This is a genomic window from Scandinavium lactucae, from assembly GCF_033843265.1.
Lineage (GTDB): Bacteria > Pseudomonadota > Gammaproteobacteria > Enterobacterales > Enterobacteriaceae > Scandinavium > Scandinavium lactucae.
Map to the genome: position 1 here is coordinate 172,807 of NZ_JAWXRD010000027.1, position 15,533 is coordinate 188,339.

At 46.8% G+C, this 15,533-nt stretch carries 12 protein-coding genes; 5 read left to right on the forward strand and 7 right to left on the reverse strand.

Annotated features, from left to right (window positions below):
- Positions 1–24: 24 nt before the first annotated feature.
- On the reverse strand, positions 25–663 hold the full coding sequence (locus SIK69_RS08835; RefSeq protein WP_319627794.1) for an RpiB/LacA/LacB family sugar-phosphate isomerase: 639 nt from the start codon (positions 661–663) through the stop codon (positions 25–27).
- Positions 664–912: 249 nt separating this feature from the next.
- Between SIK69_RS08835 and SIK69_RS08840 the strand changes: the two genes are divergently transcribed.
- The 4 genes from SIK69_RS08840 (at position 913) to tyrP (ending at position 5,598) form a co-directional block, all read left to right on the forward strand.
- Complete coding sequence (locus SIK69_RS08840; RefSeq protein WP_319785916.1) at positions 913–3,084, forward strand: HD domain-containing phosphohydrolase; 2,172 nt, start codon at positions 913–915, stop codon at positions 3,082–3,084.
- A gap of 106 nt (positions 3,085–3,190) precedes the next feature.
- Positions 3,191–3,520, forward strand: a complete 330-nt coding sequence (gene yecR / locus SIK69_RS08845; RefSeq protein ID WP_319785917.1) for a YecR family lipoprotein — start codon at positions 3,191–3,193, stop codon at positions 3,518–3,520.
- A gap of 193 nt (positions 3,521–3,713) precedes the next feature.
- Positions 3,714–4,211: a non-heme ferritin gene (gene ftnA / locus SIK69_RS08850; RefSeq protein WP_319627791.1), complete on the forward strand. Its 498-nt coding sequence runs from the start codon at positions 3,714–3,716 to the stop codon at positions 4,209–4,211.
- Positions 4,212–4,386: 175 nt separating this feature from the next.
- Entirely contained in the window at positions 4,387–5,598 is a 1,212-nt protein-coding gene (gene tyrP, locus SIK69_RS08855; protein WP_319785918.1) for a tyrosine transporter TyrP, read from the forward strand.
- 42 nt (positions 5,599–5,640) lie between these two features.
- Here the strand turns inward: tyrP and SIK69_RS08860 are convergent, their stop codons facing one another.
- Complete coding sequence (locus SIK69_RS08860; RefSeq protein ID WP_319627789.1) at positions 5,641–6,306, reverse strand: YecA/YgfB family protein; 666 nt, start codon at positions 6,304–6,306, stop codon at positions 5,641–5,643.
- A 530-nt stretch (positions 6,307–6,836) separates the two neighbouring features.
- Here SIK69_RS08860 and SIK69_RS08865 point away from each other — a divergent pair.
- Entirely contained in the window at positions 6,837–8,321 is a 1,485-nt protein-coding gene (locus tag SIK69_RS08865; protein WP_319785919.1) for an SIR2 family protein, read from the forward strand.
- A gap of 104 nt (positions 8,322–8,425) precedes the next feature.
- On the opposite strand, the gene SIK69_RS08870 is transcribed toward SIK69_RS08865, so the two are convergent.
- From SIK69_RS08870 to SIK69_RS08890, 5 genes are all read right to left on the reverse strand, one after another.
- Positions 8,426–9,607 carry a restriction endonuclease gene (locus tag SIK69_RS08870; protein WP_319785920.1) on the reverse strand — a complete coding sequence of 394 codons (1,182 nt, stop codon included), beginning with the start codon at positions 9,605–9,607 and terminating at the stop codon, positions 8,426–8,428.
- Between the two features lie 105 nt (positions 9,608–9,712).
- Positions 9,713–10,840, reverse strand: coding sequence for a PD-(D/E)XK nuclease family protein (locus SIK69_RS08875; RefSeq protein WP_319785921.1), 1,128 nt, complete (start codon positions 10,838–10,840; stop codon positions 9,713–9,715).
- Between the two features lie 103 nt (positions 10,841–10,943).
- Complete coding sequence (locus SIK69_RS08880; protein ID WP_319785922.1) at positions 10,944–11,303, reverse strand: hypothetical protein; 360 nt, start codon at positions 11,301–11,303, stop codon at positions 10,944–10,946.
- A gap of 173 nt (positions 11,304–11,476) precedes the next feature.
- Complete coding sequence (locus SIK69_RS08885) at positions 11,477–12,232, reverse strand: M48 family metallopeptidase (RefSeq protein ID WP_319785923.1); 756 nt, start codon at positions 12,230–12,232, stop codon at positions 11,477–11,479.
- A complete protein-coding gene (locus tag SIK69_RS08890; protein ID WP_319785925.1) occupies positions 12,229–15,513 on the reverse strand; it encodes a type I restriction endonuclease subunit R in 3,285 nt (1,094 codons plus the stop codon). Before SIK69_RS08890 ends, SIK69_RS08885 begins: the two co-directional genes overlap by 4 nt.
- Between the last annotated feature and the right edge of the window lie 20 nt (positions 15,514–15,533).

Here is a 15,533-nt window from a genome sequence, read left to right on the forward strand (position 1 = left end):
AGGGTGCCGCCGGCGTTTTCCGCATTACGCCAGCATTTGGCGCACAAAGGCTTCAATCTCTTTATCCTGGCAGTTCTCAAAGAAGCACTGCTGGAAGCGTTGACCGGAGACGGCGGTTTTCACCAGTTCCGGGTCGATAGCACGCAGGGTATCGAGATAGTTTTCTTTTACCACCGCCGCTTTGACCTGGTTGAGAATACCCGCGTTACGCACCTGGGGTTCTTTACGCTCCGGCGGATAGCCTTCCCCGTTGCGACCAGTAAAGGCTTTCTCAAAGATGAAGCGCACGTTCAGTTCTGCGCCCCAGCCAAAGCCTTTAGCGAAGGGCAGTGAGAGCGCGTTGCCGTTGTTGATTTGGGCAAACAGGAAGGCGTCAGCCGGGTCGATGCAGTAGCCGCATACCACGCCGGGGTGAATATTCAGCGACATCAGCGCGCCCTGGCCGGTGCCACAGCCGGTGACCACGAAATCAACCGCTTTTGCGTTGAGCAGAATGCTGGCCATAATCCCCAAATGGATATAGGTCAGGTGATGATCCTGCTCGTCACTCATGCCAACGTTGTACACCGGGAAGCCCTTTTCATCGGCAACACCCTTCAGCTCACGATGGATAATGGCGTTTTTCGCCGCCTGGCTGTTTTCCATCATCAGTGCAATTTTCATTCTTTCCTCTCCTGAAATTCGCGCGGTCATCTGCGCAATGGACAATCACGATGCGTTCACCATAGCGCGCATTAAACACACATTCAAATTTAATGAAATATTGTTTCATTAATCATTGCTGCGGTCACAGTTTTGGCCCTTGATCGCCAGAATGCATGATTATTCACAAAATCAATAAATCTCTATCCGGGTTTACGGCAGTTAGTTAGACTAAAAACAAACGACACGATAAAAATCAGGAACCTTCTTGTGCGCTCCGTGCTAACAATGTCGCTCACATTGCTCTGGGTTACACTTCTTTCGTACGCTGGTTTCCTGCGGGCTAGCCCCATAAATACCGTCGCTCATCCCTCCCCCGTTCCAGTCTGGCTCTTCGATGCGGATAATTTTGAATTCTGGCGTGACGGCCACGGTCAATATCAGGGTTACTACCCGACGCTCATTCAGGAAATCAATAAACGCTACGGCTATCATCTCGAGCTGAAACCGATCGGGGGGGAAGAGATTGGCCGTCGTTTCAATAGCAACAGCTACGGGCTGTATGCCGGCGTGATCAAAACCAACGCGCGGGCGCAGAGTAAAATCCTCTCCGCGCGCCTGTTTGATATTGAAGTGCTCGCCGCCAGTCTCGATCGAACGGCAGCTGTCCCGGAAGATCTTAATTATACCCGGGTCATTTTTCGCAAGGACGACGCTACCCGCGATCAGGTGTTGCAGCACTATCCTTTTCTGCATTTCCGTCAGCGCATTCTGGTGGGCAGCAGTACCGAAGCGTTTACAATGCTGCGTAACCGCAAGGCAGATTTTTACATTAACGACGATTCCGAGATGGATGATCCGCAGCACTACTACACCCTGTCGCGGCCATTCTCCGATTTACGTCTACCGTCCGTGATGGGGTTCAGTCCGGAATTACGCGGCATGCGCGATAACATTAATCAGCTGATCGGCGAGTGGCAGCAGAGCGGCAAGCTGAACGCGCTGGAAAATCAAAGTAAACGGGATTATCTGGTCAGCCGAATTAATATCACACCCGAGGAAACCGCCTGGATGCGTAACAACCGGCTCACCCTTTGGCTGCCTAAAAACGAGAACTTTGCTCCGCTGTTGTGGCAGGACAGCCACGGTTATCACGGCACGGTGATGGATATGATTAGCGACATGCGCGACCTGCTGCCTATCCAACTCGACGTGAAGTACACCGAGGATTATGTCTCTCACCTGCGCCAGGATGCCTGGCCGATGCGAATGGTGAACATTGTCAAAAGCGGTGATGAATCCCAGGCGGAAGGGATTATTGGCCCAGCGCTATCGTGGCATAACGCGTATTACAACCGCATCGATGATCCGTTTTTGTGGGACGAAGAGCAGGTGCGCTATAAGCGCGTCGGCGTGATCCGCGGGTCGTTTTCTGCCCTCTATCTGCATCAGCGTTTTGGCACCGACGTTACCCTGCTGCCCGCCGCCTCGATTGAAGAACTGATCAACGCCATTGAACAGCACAAAATTGATTTTATTCTGGGCGACCTCAGCTCGCTGGAAGGTTCACTGCGCGGTAATGACCTGTTTCGTGGCGTGCTTAAAGTGGCGGGGCTGACGCGCTCAGATTACAAAATTGTCTCATGGGTCGATGGCCAACATCCGCTGCATTCGTTACTGACGCAAATCCATCGTATTTCGAGTTATCGCACGCAGATGGAGCGCCATCCTGACGCCTCCACGCTGCCAGACTTCAGTAAAAATACCTTCAAAATTATCAGCATTGTGTTGTTCATTAGCGTGCTGTTCAGCCTGTGCCTGTTGTGGCTGATGTGGCGACAGATGAAGCAAAGCCAGGCGGTGAGCCGCAGCATCGTCGAGGCGATGGAAAAAGTGAATCGCGCCCATGATGATGAAACCGGCAGCCATATTCAGCGCGTATCCGCCTATTGTGGCCTGCTGGCGCGGGACATTGGGCTGCCGCGTAAAATGGTGCAGGAGATTGAACGCTACGCCTCGTTGCACGACGTCGGGAAAATTGCGGTTCCGGAGCGGATTTTGCGCAAGCAAGGGCCACTCACCGAAGAAGAGTTCAACGAGATGAAACTGCACACCCTTAAGGGCTGGCGGATCATTCAGGGGCTGGGCCTCGGGCCGGTGGCGGAAAATATCATTCACTATCACCACGAAAAATGGGATGGCAATGGCTATCCGGAAGGGCTACGCGGGGAGCAAATCCCGATTGAGGCCCGCATTCTGGCGCTGGCGGATGTGTATGATGCGCTGCGTCAGAAGCGGGTGTATAAGCCCGGGTATAGCCATGAACACGCCTGTTCGCTAATCATCGCCGGAACCGGACGTCACTTTGATCCGGAGCTGATTAACCGCTTCCGCCAACTGCATCCGAAATTCCAGGCGATTTATGACAGCCGGGCAGACTAACGACGGCGGTGGCGGAAACTGAGGGGAATTCTGCGGGCTATTCAGGGAATTGGTTTGGCCTCCTGACGCTAAGATGAGAGGATCGGACATCTATGCAGAGTGAGCCATGAACAAACTTCTCCCTATCGTCGCAGCGATAGCGCTTTCCGCCTGTACGGTACATCGTCAGGCCAACGTCACCGATGTGGACACCACCAGCGGCATTGTCCGTCTGACCTACGGGCAGGCGATGTTGCAATCGGCCACCACCGACGATTATGTGGCCAACGGTACCGCCACCAAACAGTGTCAGCAAATGGGCTACGCCACTGCCGTGCCGTTCGGTCAGCCGGTCACGACCTGCACCGTCACCAGCGGTTCACTGTGCATGAATCAAAGCGTCACGATTCAGTACCAGTGTCGCGGAATGGCCATTACCCCTAACGCCTATTACTGATTATATTTCACTGCCGGGAAAATAAATCCGGCAGTAATCATAACCATTCTCATCTTATTATTTAATAGCTGCAATGCGTGTTATTCCCATTTGCATTTAACAAAATTAATTATTTATTTTACCTTTTGCAAATAACTTAATTACAAATTATAGTTCCCGCGTATTCCCCTGAGCCTAATATGACGGAGCACCCATGTTAAAAACGGAAATGATCGACAAACTGAATGAGCAAATGAACCTGGAACTTCACTCCTCGCTGCTGTATCAGCAGATGAGCGCGTGGTGCAGTTATCACAGCTTTGAAGGTGCCGCCGCATTTCTGCGCCGTCACGCTCAGGAAGAAATGACCCACATGCAGCGCCTGTTTGATTATCTGACCGATACCGGCAGCCTGCCGTGCATTAATGCCATTGCTTCACCGTTTGCCGAATATGCCTCGCTGGATGAACTCTTCCGCGTGACCTACGAGCACGAGCAGCTGATCACTGCGAAAATTAATGAACTGGCGCATGCCGCGATGACCAATCAGGATTATCCAACCTTTAATTTCCTGCAATGGTATGTTGCCGAGCAGCATGAAGAAGAGAAGCTGTTTAAATCCGTTATCGATAAACTGTCGCTGGTCGGTAAAAGCGGCGAAGGCCTGTACTTTATTGATAAAGAGCTGGCGACCCTCGACACCCAAAATTAATTCCCGGCTGGCAGCGGCCATCGCTGCCAGCGTTTTCCCTGACTTTTTCATACAACCCAGCCAAATCGTAAAACATACTTTACACCTACTGTAATTCAGATTTGACGCGCCGCGGGATTTCCCCTACCCTGCGCGGCATAATTTGCCGTCTCTATTTTGAATAACAGAGGAAAGCGTGAAGAACCGCACCGTAGGGAGTATTTTAATCGTCGCCGGAACCACTATCGGCGCAGGGATGCTGGCGATGCCGCTGGCGTCGGCGGGAGTAGGCTTTGGCGTGACGCTGGTCCTGCTGCTAAGCCTTTGGGCACTGATGTGCTACACCGCGCTGTTGCTACTCGAAGTGTACCAGCACGTCCCGGCAGACACCGGCCTCGGTTCACTGGCGCTGCGCTATCTCGGGCGTTACGGCCAATGGGTGACGGGCTTCAGCATGTTGTTCCTGATGTATGCCCTGACTGCGGCCTACATTAGCGGAGCCGGAGAATTGCTGGCGTCGAGCGTCGGCGACTGGCTGGGCAGTGAATTACATCCAGCAGCAGGCGTACTGCTGTTTACCGCCGTCGGTGGGGGTGTGATTTGCGTCGGCACCACGCTGGTCGATCTGTTCAACCGCTTCCTGTTCAGCGCCAAAATTATCTTTTTAGTGCTGATGCTGGGGCTGCTGATGCCGCACATCCATCAGGTGAACCTGCTGACGCTGCCGCTGCAACAAGGCCTGGCGCTGTCTGCCATTCCGGTTATTTTTACCTCATTTGGCTTCCACGGCAGCGTGCCAAGTATTGTCAGCTACATGAAAGGCGACGTGCGTAAACTGCGGAGAATTTTTGTCATCGGGAGCTTTATCCCGTTGGTAGCTTATATCTTTTGGCAACTGGCGACGCTGGGCAGTATTGAATCACCGGTGTTCAACGCCCTGTTGGCTAACCATGCCGGACTAAACGGGCTATTACAGGCTATTCGAGAAGTGGTGGCTTCCCCACACGTTGAGCTGGCAGTGCATCTGTTTGCCGATCTGGCGCTAGCCACCTCGTTCCTTGGTGTGGCGCTTGGGCTGTTTGATTATCTGGCTGACCTGTTCCAGCGTAAAAATAGCGTCGGCGGAAGGCTGCAAACCGGGGCGATCACCTTCTTACCGCCGGTGGCGTTTGCGTTGTTCTATCCGCGCGGATTCGTAATGGCTCTCGGCTACGCCGGGGTAGCGCTGGCGGTACTGGCGCTGATCGTGCCTTCGTTACTGACGATGAAAAGCCGTCAACAGCACCCGCAGGCAGCTTACCGTGTCGCGGGTGGCACCCCGGCCCTCTGGCTGGTCTTCAGCTGTGGTATTGCGGTCATCCTGGTACAAATCGCCATTGCCACCGGAATGCTTCCGGCAGTGGGCTAACGCCAGAGACAAAAAAGGCCCTTTCGGGCCTTTTTTCATCACTTATTTCAGACAGCAGCTTTTGTATTTTTTACCGCTACCGCATGGGCAAGGATCGTTGCGACCTATTTTGCTCTCATTCTTAACCGGCTGTTTAACCGGGGCCACCTGCGGGTTATCCAGCCAGTAATGGCACAGGGTGATTGCAGCCGGGGTCAGCAAATCTACGCTTGCCACAAACTCTTCGGCGCTTAACTCGTCGAGGCGCTCGAAATTCTCTTCGCTGCCGTGCAGGGCAATTGCGTCTAACTGCGGCTGCAAGTCTTCCGGCAATGCTGACCAGTCGCTTAACCCCACGCCGCGCATATAGCCAAAGCACCACTCTTCGACAATGGTGATTTCCTGCCCTTCTGCTTCACGGGTGCCAAACAGCGGTTCGTACTGGTCAGGATAGTCACCCAAACGCTCGCCGATGTCGTCCATGTGTTGCAGCGTCAGGTTGACGAAACGATCACGCTCGCGATCGTTGGCCCAGCGCGGCACGTTGTCAGCCCCGCCCCACACCGCCAACATCCACTCGGCAGGTTCAATCTCAACAGGTGAGGACAGAATTGCCGTCAGCATGCCGTCCAGCTCTGAGACGTCCATAACGGAGTGCTCGTTGCCATAGCGGGCCAGGACGTCGTCCAGCCACTCAAGTTCGCTTTCGTTTAACGGTCCGGTTTTCATCGCTGAGTACTCGTGTTGGAAGTGTGTAGAAGATAGAACATCAGGATCGCAAATACAAAAAAACCACCCGAAGGTGGTTTCACGACACTGCTTATCATTGATTTTATTCTTTTTTCCCATGGTAGCCGGAGTGGGACTTGAACCCACACAGCGCGAACGCCGAGGGATTTTAAATTCTACGCAGGATCAATGTGTTACATAGCAGTGCATTGCGAAACTTTGCTGCAATTGTTCCACTATTTTACTGTAATTAGCAGTAAATAGATAGGCTTGGATAACGTTGAGCACAGAATCAGCACAGGTAAGGCCCCTTTGGCACCGAAGCCCAAGTGCCAATCTCAGTACATGAATAACGTCTAAAAATGTAGCTTGGCTGTACCTGTACCAAGTCAGCTATGGTGGTGGTTTGCCACTAATGTTCGTTCCCCTTTCCAGTCTGATAAGGGTGATACTATTTATGAAAGACCATTGGCATTTTCTTTCGAAATTTGATTTTATGATGAGTATGTGGGTTAATGTTGAGAATTGGTATGGAAATCCAAGATTTTGTAGGTCATTATAAAAATCATCCAGTGCTTTTCATCGGCACCGGTTTTAGTCTTAGGTATCTTCAAAACTCTTTTGGCTGGAATGAATTACTTGAGTTTATATCCAATGAACTCACGGGTAATGAGGAGTTTTACTATGACCTTAAAGCAGAATCAATGGAGAATGGTGAATATAGTTATGACCTTTTAGCAACAAGGCTTGAGATAGAATTCAACAAATGTCTTGCAGCTGATCGGAATGGCAAATTCGAAGCCATTAACGATATTTTTTATAAAAACATGAAAGAAGGCAAGAAACTGAGCCGTTTTAAAATTTATATAACAGAAATACTTAACGGCTTATTGATAAGACCCGAAAAAAGCAATGAAATTGACGCTCTAATTAGAGCACGTAAAAACATTGGTTCCGTCATAACCACGAATTACGATCGTTTATGTGAAAAAGTTTTTGAGTTCAACCCGTTAATAGGGAATGATATTCTTCTTAGCAACCCCTATGGCTCAGTTTACAAAATACATGGTTGTGTAACTGACTCAGACAACATAATTATAACAAGAGACGACTATAATAACTTCAATAATAAATACGAATTAATCAGGGCCCAACTACTTTCTATTTTCATACACAACCCTATTATATTTATTGGCTATAGCATAAGTGATTCAAACATTAAGTCCCTGTTAAAAACTATTTTTTCATATGTAAATGTCAACACTGAACTAGCAAAGAAGATTCGCGATAACTTCCTGCTAGTTGAATATGCACCTGGTGATCATACGACAGAAATAACCGAGCATGATATTGATATTGAGAGCATGGCAACTATCCGCATCAATAAAATCAAAACAGATAACTATACTGCTATATATGATGCACTTTCAAAACTAGTCCTTCCAGTTTCCGCGATGGACATCAGGAAAGTGCAAAAAGTTTGGAATACTATTAAAAGCGGCGGAGAAATAAAGGTAAATATAACAGAAAACATCGATGAACTAAAAAATGAAGATATGGTTTTAGCCGTTGGTTCAGAACGGACTGTTAAATATGAATTCCAAACCAAAACTGAAATGATTCAAAATTATTTCAAAATAGTTGATGAAGCAAACTCACAACTTATATCATTACTGAATAAGCAAGTCATATCAACTCGTGAAAGGTTCCCGGTTTTCGCATTCAGTTCAATTTGTGAGAATCTCATTAATGAAGAAAAATATAAAAATCGCCAAGTTGATAAAATTGTTGCTGACTTAAAGGGTTATGTTAAAGAATGCGGAAATGAATACTCAACAATAACTGACATAAAGGATAACTTACCTGACTGGAAAGTCATCGGTGGAATCATGTATTCTGTTATGGATGATAATATATCAATAGAAGAATTAAAGAATTATCTTGAAGAACACTCCGGACGGTGTGACACGGATTTCAGAAAATTATTATGTCTTTATGATTACTTAGCATTTTAAATGTTCGATTTTTTTACTAAACCGCTTTTAAGGCGGTTTAGTAAATTAAAGTTACCAACGCAAAACCTGCCAGTACTTACCATCAATGTTGCAATGTTTAAACATTATGAGTTTGACTGAAAATCTTCGATTATCTTCTGATTGTAATCATCCAGATACTTTTGCAGTTCATCCCTATCGATCAGACGTACCAAGGCTGACTCAGCTAACTCTTTAGCAGAGCGTGTGAAGTAGGAATTAGTCACAACCATCGCCTCATCACAACCATAGAACGTTTTAGCAGAGATCACCTGCTGCACAGCCGAGTTACCTACAGAACCAGAATAATTTTTCGCCTGAATAACCATATCCTTACCAAATCGAGTGACGAAAAGATCTGCCCCCTGATCTTGCGTTCTCTTGGTTTCTTTGACGTCATAACCCATAGTCTGGAATATTTCCACAAGGAAATCTTCGAACTGGAAACCGTCCATTGCATCAACTAAATACATGGTAACGAATTTATTAGGGTTAAAATGCTCAAGGCGTGTAGCTAATCTATCAACCAGAATATCAAAATAAATACGTTCGCATACAGCTAAGTACTTTTCAACTTCATCGAATAAAACCAAAGGAACACCAGGCGTGGCCTCTGCTTTTTCATTGAACTCTATTGATGAGAACTCTATTTTATTGCTCCATATATAGAAGAGAAATAATGAAAGATCTGCCCTAAAAGTGGTACCCGCTTCCTCAATCCATGACTTCAAGGATTCAGTAAGTGTGGATTTAATATGCCGTTTAACTTCCTTAGCGAAACCATAATAAAGAGCGTTAAATGACGTGGTAAGGAGTAATTTATCTAATAGCTCTGGTAACTGCTCAAGCTCATTAAACCCTTTTCTAACCAACACCTCACGGAAAAGTTGTAATTCGGAGTATGTACCATTCTCTGTTGAGAAATCTGCTTCCGATTTATTATTATGTGAGAATCTGGATGTGTAAATGAAGTTAGTAAAATATGGATCTTTTAAACTTGAATATTTTTCAAGAACGTTTTCAAGCAATTGATTAAGCTGAGTTTGTTCTTTCTTTTTCCCAAACAGATCTTTCAGCATACCCTTTGAACGATACTGAAACTCGGGATAAAAAGATGGATTCAATGGTGTCATACGTTGTATATCTATTGCTTGTGCGGTCGATGATGCTGAACCCCATGCAGACGTTTTTACAGGCAAAACTCCACTACACCATGGACAATGAATCTCAAAAGTCGTTCTACTGCAAGTATCACACTGATAAATCATTTGAATATTCTCCTTTTATTCCAATATCTGTCTATTCGGCGATTCAATTACCAGCCTAATAATCCACAATTTAAGAAAAAATCGTCGTCACTCAGTCATATTACTTTATGTTCTTATTTTTGAGTCCATCCACTTAGTCATATCCTTAAGAAGAACCAGTGCATCTTTTTTGCTTCTCGTATTCCCCCAAAAACTCAGTTCCAGCACTTTCCCCTTCCCAGCAATTGATACTTCGTAGTCCTCAGGGCTAGCTGTTGGAATGAAATCTCCAGCACTTAAAGCAACTCTTATTTCTTCTTTTAGTGCATTAACTTCAGGGTAATCATCTGAATGTATCCAGCCATATACGTAGAACTCAGCTTCATCTCGTCCATCCTCTGAAGGTCGATAAACTAACGTAATTCCTGTTTTACCTTGACCCCAGCATCCCGGCATCAGATGAATTGCTTTATAGTAACCCTTCCAGTTATTAATACCTATTGCAATATGAATATCAGGCAATACCTCTGAGACAACCGATTTAGCTTCCTCGGTGATAGCATTTTGGTACATTTCCAGCAATTGAACCGATTTTATCAAAGCCGTGAAATTTTCAGTGACAAACTCCACATTTTTATCAGATACCTTATCCATACTAACCTCACTCAATTTTTTAAGATGACTTAAAAACTCCTGATAAAAAACAGTCCACTTGCTGAACTCTTGATTCATCATCTCCAACCCCATACGTCGGATGGCGGTTTCCAGCAGCAGTGAATAATTGATAAGTTGCCAACCGTCTACACCTTTAGCGCAGTTACCATCAGGCTTTAATATACAACGAAATAGATTTTGATTGTTGCCGCCGTAGCTATCAATGAGACTTACATAGCTGGGAAAAGGATTATATGTATCAGCCAAAACTTTATGCTCAATACCTATGATGAATTCATCATGTCTGATAAGAATATCAAGATATTTCCCATCCTCTGTTCTGGCTTCTCTCACTAATTCCAGAGAGGTGAAATCAATTTCATCAACATCGAGGGAATCATCCAGGCAACATAACAATGCTTTTAGCAACCATGGCGGCACCATTTTCTGGGCTCCCATAAACAAAGCCATCAAATCCGTTGTTGGATTTTCGAGATATCCGGAACCTCCCAATTCAAAAAAATTGAATTCAACATCATCCTCAACCGAGATGTCTTTCAGTTGTTCAATAAATTCGATAGCCAACGCTTCATAATGCAATTCAACCTCCCTTTAACAATCATGTTTACTATGCCATATGTTTGATATTTTAGTTATTGAAAACTGTCACTGTTAATCAATATCCATGCAGAAAACTTAAACATTATTCATTAATCCTCCTACGGGCAATATCTATCTCTATCGCCATTTTAATTTCATCTTTCTGGGATTCTATAATCCTGATATCTTTTTCCATGGTTTCAATTAAAACATTAAGTACTTTTCTTTTTTCAGGGTCACTTTCATATTTTAACTTTACCTCTGGCTCAATCATTTTCATTCTTATTGCATGAATTTGTTCGTTAAGAGGTTTTGTTTTTTCATTTATAATTCTGTTTTTCTCATTGAAGCAGTGCATGCCTTCATTAAAACGTTCCAGTCCGGCATTTGTATCATTGAGCACCCTGGCTACAACATTTGATACTTCTCCTGATTTACTCTTTCTTTTACCGAGAAGTTTCATTAATAATCCAGAAACAACAATCACCGGAATAGCCACATAAGTTAAATAGACACCAACATAGCTGACAGTTAGTAATGTCAGGACATAAAGAATCAGAGTGGTATAAAAAACATACTTTGACACTGAATACATAACTTCCCCGATTAGTTTCTAAATTAGAATAAGCCCTAAAATCACATATCAGCCAACAACATCCCCGCCATACCATCCAGCCGTTTCTTAACCTTTTCCCAGCCCGGCATAACCTGCCCCATCAAGCGGTAAAACTCCTCGCTGTGGTTGTGCTCAGCCACATGGCATAACTCATGCAACAAGACATAATCGATGCATTCTGAGGAGGCTTTCACCAACCACGGATTTAAGGTCAGACAGCCTTTTGCTGAACAGTTACCCCATTGCGTTTGCATCGCCCGCAGACGTATCGGCGGACGTTCACTAACCCAAAGGGTCTGCGGTATCAATAAATCAAGCCTGCGTTGAAAGACATCTCTGGCGCGTTCCCGATACCATTCGGTCAGCAACGCTTTTACCTTTTCTGCCGATTTATGTCTGACAGTCACTTCCAGACGCCCACGCAACATTTTCACTCGTTGCGGCACAGTAGCGTCTTCAGTCACTTTCAACTGATACTGCTTACCGAGATAGTAATGACTTTCTCCGCTGACATACTGACGCGGGACAATGTGTGTCTGTTGCTCCCTGAAATCACGCAGTTGCTGGTATATCCAGCGACTTCTTTTTTTCAGCGCAGACAACACCTCGTGCTCCGGTGTTTCTGGCGGTACAGAGGCAATAACCCGGCAGTCCGGATGCACCTTGATGAGCACCCTGCCCTTAACGACCTGACGTGGAACACAGTGTATGGTGATGACCTCATCACCATACACAATGCGTAACGCTTTCATTGCTGGCGACTCTTTTACACTCATGATTTCATTAAACCAACGCGCAGTATCTGGATGATAGTTTCCACAATACGGTTTACCTGGTTCATTCCGGCACCTATTTCCCGGCAGGCCGTAAACAGCAGCGGTAACAAACTCGTCTTAACAACCTTCTCAATGTCCTGAGGGTTCAGAGAGTTTTCTTCCACCGCTTTAACAATGATGTTGTCCACTTCAAAGGCCAGCTTCGTCCACTTCTCCTGCACCTGAACATCGTTTACCACAAAAACCTCAGGCAGCTCTTTTTTAAATACACCGTAATACGCCTGAGCATGCCTGTTTACCGCCAGAGCATCCGGGATATCGCTGAGCTTACGGGCTTCAACCTGTCCTTCAAACTCACGGAATAAGAGGTATTGTTTCAGTGGGTGGTCGAACAGTTTTTCTGCTTCTTCGATAGCCATACGCAGGAGTTTTGAAAATGCCTCCTGAGCATACGGGTCGTCACGCAGCTCCTGCTCAATCATCTTCGTCACACGGGTTTTAATGATGTCGGTTTCATTGCGGGTTTTATTGTTGTCCCAGTCTTCGGGCTTTTCGCTCTTGCCCATTTTACCGACTTCATACACACCATCCGGTTCACGAACCTCAACGCCGGTGACATGCTTATCCAGTAGTTTTTTCACCTGCTCAGCGTAGTCGTCATAATTGACCTGCTCTCCGCTGACCTGCATCGCCCACTGGCGCAGGCTGGACATCTGTTTTACGGTTTCTTTATAGAGGTTTCGGTCTTGTTCCGTAAAGCTCTTGTCGGTGAAGAAGGTGGCGGACTGCAGTGCCACTTTCAGACACCCGGCAAAGGCCGTTAACGCCTCGAAGAAATCATCACGGGTTTTCTGATGGATATCGACCATCTCTCCGTTACGTTCTTCCATTTTAGGCACCAGAACTGCACGCAACTGCTCAGTATCATTCTTGTTTTTAACACCGGCAAATATGGCCCACAACTGGTTATACAGATGCGGCAGACGCTTGTATTCAGAGCTCATGGCGCTGTACAGCCCGTCAATATCCTTGATGTCATATCCTCCCTGCGTTCGGGAGGCGAGATCCTGATATTTACCGATCGTCGTGTCCAGTTCAGCCAGAATGCCGCGATAATCAATCAGCAGGCCAAACTTCTTCAGTGGATGCAGTCGGTTTACCCGGGCAATCGCCTGGATAAGATTATGGGATTTAAGCGGCTTGTCGATATACAGCACGGTATTTTTCGGTTCATCAAACCCGGTGAGCAGTTTGTCAACGACGATCAACAATTTTAGCTTATCATCGGTATCGAAACGGCTAATGATATTGCGGGTATAAACGGACTCATCCTGTGTGCCAACGTTATCCTTCCACCATTTTGTCACTTCCGGCAGTTTGCTTTCATCCACCTCGGTATTCCCTTCCCGGGTATCCGGCGGGCTGATAACTACAGCTGACTCAAACAACCCGGCTTCATCAAGATACTTTTTATATTTGATGGCGGAAATCTTGCTGTCGCAGGCAAGTTGGCCTTTCAGCCCCTCATCAATATTCTTCGAGAAGTGCGTGGCGATATCTAATGCAATCAGACGGATGCGGTCATCTGCACTATAAACCTCACCCTTACGGGCATATTTACGCTTAAGGTCGGCTTTTTGCGCTTCGCTTAACCCATCGGTAATACGATCAAACCAGGCATCTATTGCCCGATCGTTAACCTCAAGGTCGGGAATACGTTCTTCATACAGCAAAGGTGTAACGGCTTTATCTTCTACCGCTCGCTGCATGGTATAAGCGTGGACAATCGGTCCGAATTTATTGGTGGTTTTATCTTCTTTCAGCAATGGCGTACCGGTAAACGCCACAAAGGCGGCGTTAGGCAGGGCCAGTTTCATTCGCACATGGTTCTCGCCACCCTGGCTGCGGTGTCCTTCATCAATCAGAACGATGATGTCGGGGCTGGTATTGACGCATTCAGGCAATTTTGTCGCTGAGTTAAATTTCTGGATAAGGGTAAAGATTATACGTTCTTTACCAGAGCCAATCTGCTGTGCCAGCTTCTGACCTGAGGTCGCCATCGCTTTGGCCTTATCATCCTTCCCGGCCAGTTCTCCACCAGAAGCGAAAGTACCGCTGAGCTGCCCTTCAAGATCGACACGGTCCGTCACCACCACAATGCGACATTGCTTCAGGCTGTCATGAAGGATCAGCGCCTTGCTGAGGAAAACCATGGTGTACGATTTACCTGACCCCGTGGTATGCCAGATCACCCCACCTTTCCTGCCCCCATCCGGTCTGCGAGTACTGATGCGTTCCAGCAGTCTTTTAATCCCGAACACCTGCTGATAGCGGGCGACAATCTTGCCGGTCTTTTTATCAAACAGGGTGAAGAAGCGGGTCATCTCCAGCAGACGTTCCGGCGAAAGCAGGCTGATAAGCAGCTTATCCTGTCCACTGACAGCCAGTTCATCAGCGGCTACTAACTGTTGGTACCAGTCGAGATCGGCTGAAGGACGATGATCAAACAACGCATGAATTTGTTCCGTCGATAACTTATGGTTGCGCAGCGCATACATCTGCGCGTCAGTAATATCTTCTTCGCGCCATGCCGCCCAGAATTTCATTGGTGTATGACAGGTACCGTAGCGCCCGTCATGCCCGTTAATCGACAGTAATATCTGGCTGTAGGCAAACAGCTGCGGGATTTCATCGTTGAACTGGTTGCGGATACTCTGAGATATCCCCTCGTCAATGGTTGGCCCTTTCTTGCCATGTCCAGCCGGGCATTTCGCTTCAATAACAGCCAGCGGAATACCATTCACAAAACAGACAATATCCGGTCTGCGGGTTTCAAAACCGCCTGACCGTAATACCTTAAATTCTTCAGTAAAGTGGAACTGGTTATTTTCCGGATGTTCCCAGTCAATCAGCGCAATGGTAGGGTTGACCTTCTTGCCATCGACAAACTCGGTAACGGCGATTCCGTAGAGCAGATGGTTGTACATCCGCTCATTGGCTTTTAGCAGTCCTTCGTTAAGCGCCGGAGAACAGACCTGTGATATCAGGTTATCCAGCGCCTTTTCCGATAACTGGCAGATTTTGCCATCTGCCATAAAGGAACGCTTCGACAACGCCTCACGCAGAACCGGACGCAGCACTACCTCATCCTGTTTATAACCCCGATAACCCATAATCTGTTTTGGGGGTAAAAACGTCCAGCCCAGGCTGGTCAGTAACGTCAGCGCCGGGATTTTGGCGCTGTATTCTTCCTGGAATTTTGGTATGTACGTCTGGTTCATTAGCTTTCCTTGTTCTTCGC

What these genes read in the sequence shown, in the direction of transcription:
- SIK69_RS08885 (WP_319785923.1), bottom strand. Translation starts at nt 12,232, where the DNA reads ATGAGTGTAAAAGAGTCGCCAGCAATGAAAGCGTTACGCATTGTGTAT.
- SIK69_RS08860 (WP_319627789.1), bottom strand. Translation starts at nt 6,306, where the DNA reads ATGAAAACCGGACCGTTAAACGAAAGCGAACTTGAGTGGCTGGACGAC.
- SIK69_RS08890 (WP_319785925.1), bottom strand. Translation starts at nt 15,513, where the DNA reads ATGAACCAGACGTACATACCAAAATTCCAGGAAGAATACAGCGCCAAA.
- SIK69_RS08865 (WP_319785919.1), top strand. Translation starts at nt 6,837, where the DNA reads ATGGAAATCCAAGATTTTGTAGGTCATTATAAAAATCATCCAGTGCTT.
- SIK69_RS08835 (WP_319627794.1), bottom strand. Translation starts at nt 663, where the DNA reads ATGAAAATTGCACTGATGATGGAAAACAGCCAGGCGGCGAAAAACGCC.
- SIK69_RS08870 (WP_319785920.1), bottom strand. Translation starts at nt 9,607, where the DNA reads ATGATTTATCAGTGTGATACTTGCAGTAGAACGACTTTTGAGATTCAT.
- SIK69_RS08880 (WP_319785922.1), bottom strand. Translation starts at nt 11,303, where the DNA reads ATGAAACTTCTCGGTAAAAGAAAGAGTAAATCAGGAGAAGTATCAAAT.
- yecR (WP_319785917.1), top strand. Translation starts at nt 3,191, where the DNA reads ATGAACAAACTTCTCCCTATCGTCGCAGCGATAGCGCTTTCCGCCTGT.
- ftnA (WP_319627791.1), top strand. Translation starts at nt 3,714, where the DNA reads ATGTTAAAAACGGAAATGATCGACAAACTGAATGAGCAAATGAACCTG.